Origin of the sequence: Streptomyces sp. NPDC058872 (assembly GCF_042743065.1) — a bacterium.
Taxonomy (GTDB): Bacteria; Actinomycetota; Actinomycetes; order Streptomycetales; family Streptomycetaceae; genus Streptomyces.
Genome location: NZ_JBHYMK010000158.1, coordinates 1 through 1,208 on the forward strand (window position 1 = coordinate 1; position 1,208 = coordinate 1,208).

Annotated in this window: 1 protein-coding gene; it reads right to left on the reverse strand. The window is 73.0% G+C overall.

Annotated features, from left to right (window positions below; genetic code table 11):
- Positions 1-143 precede the first annotated feature (143 nt).
- Positions 144-926 (reverse strand): hypothetical protein, encoded by a 783-nt coding sequence (locus ACFW22_RS35900; RefSeq protein ID WP_386413003.1) that lies wholly within the window; start codon positions 924-926, stop codon positions 144-146.
- Between the last annotated feature and the right edge of the window lie 282 nt (positions 927-1,208).

A 1,208-nucleotide genomic window follows, 5' to 3' on the forward strand; every position in this document is an offset into this window, starting at 1 on the left:
CCCGGCCCCGTAAGCCGCCCTCATGCGCCCCTAACCCCGCGCGGGGCGTGGTCGTGCGGCGCCGGCCCGGGCACTGCGCCCCCGCAACAGGCACACGGGGGGCACCCCGCGGGGGGCCGCCCTTCTCTCACTGCTCCGTCGCGTCAGCCCTTGTCGGCGTCGCGGTGGCCCTCGTCATCGACGTCGGACTCGGCCCCGGCGTCCTCAGAAGCCTCGCCCGCGGGGGACTCGTCGATGTCGTCGGACTCGTCGAAGGCGTCCACGAACTCGACGCCGTCCATCTCCGCGAGGCGGTCGGAGGCATCCGTGGCGCCGTCCTTGTCCGCTTCCAGGGCCTTGGCGAACCATTCGCGTGCTTCGCGCTCCCGGCCCGCGGCAAGGAGGGCATCTGCATACGCGTACCGCAGGCGAGCGGTCCACGGGTGCACGGCGCCCGAAGCGAGTTCGGGGCTCTGGAGCGTGACGATGGCCGCATCGAGCTGACCCATGTCCCGGCGGGCGCCGGCGGCCACGAGCCGCATCTCGACCTGGCCGGCCTTGTCCAGCTTCTGCACCTCGGGCTCCCCCGCCATGGCGAGGGCGCGCTCGGGCCGCCCGAGACCGCGCTCGCAGTCGGCCATGACGGGCCACAGCTCGACCCCACCGCTCATCCGCCGCGCAGCACGGAACTCGGCCAGGGCCTCGGAGTACTTCTGCGTCGCGTAGGCGGCGAAGCCGGCCGCCTCACGAACGGCTGCGACGCGGGATGCGAGACGCAGGGCGACCCTGGAGTAGCCGTACGCCTTCTCAGGTTCCTCGTCGATCAGCTGGGCGACCATGACGAGGTTGCGCGCGACGTCGTCGGCGAGCCCCTTGGGAAGGCTCATCAGCTCCTGGCGCACGTCCGGGTCGATCTCCTCACCGGTGACCTCCGGCGGGATCGGCAGGCGCTTGAGGGGGGCACGGTCTCCACGGTCGCGGTCCCGACCGCCCCGGTCGTCACGACGCCCGTAGCCACCCCGATCCTCCCGCCCCCGGTAACCGCCACCGCGGTTGTCGCCACCGCGGTCGTCACGACGGTAGCCGCCACCGCGGTTGTCGCCACCGCGGTCGTCACGACGGAAGCCACCACCGCGGTTGTCGCCGCCACGGTCGTCACGACGGTAGCCGCCACCGCGGTTGTCGCCACCGCGGTCGTCACGACGATAGCCGCCACCGCGGTTATCGCC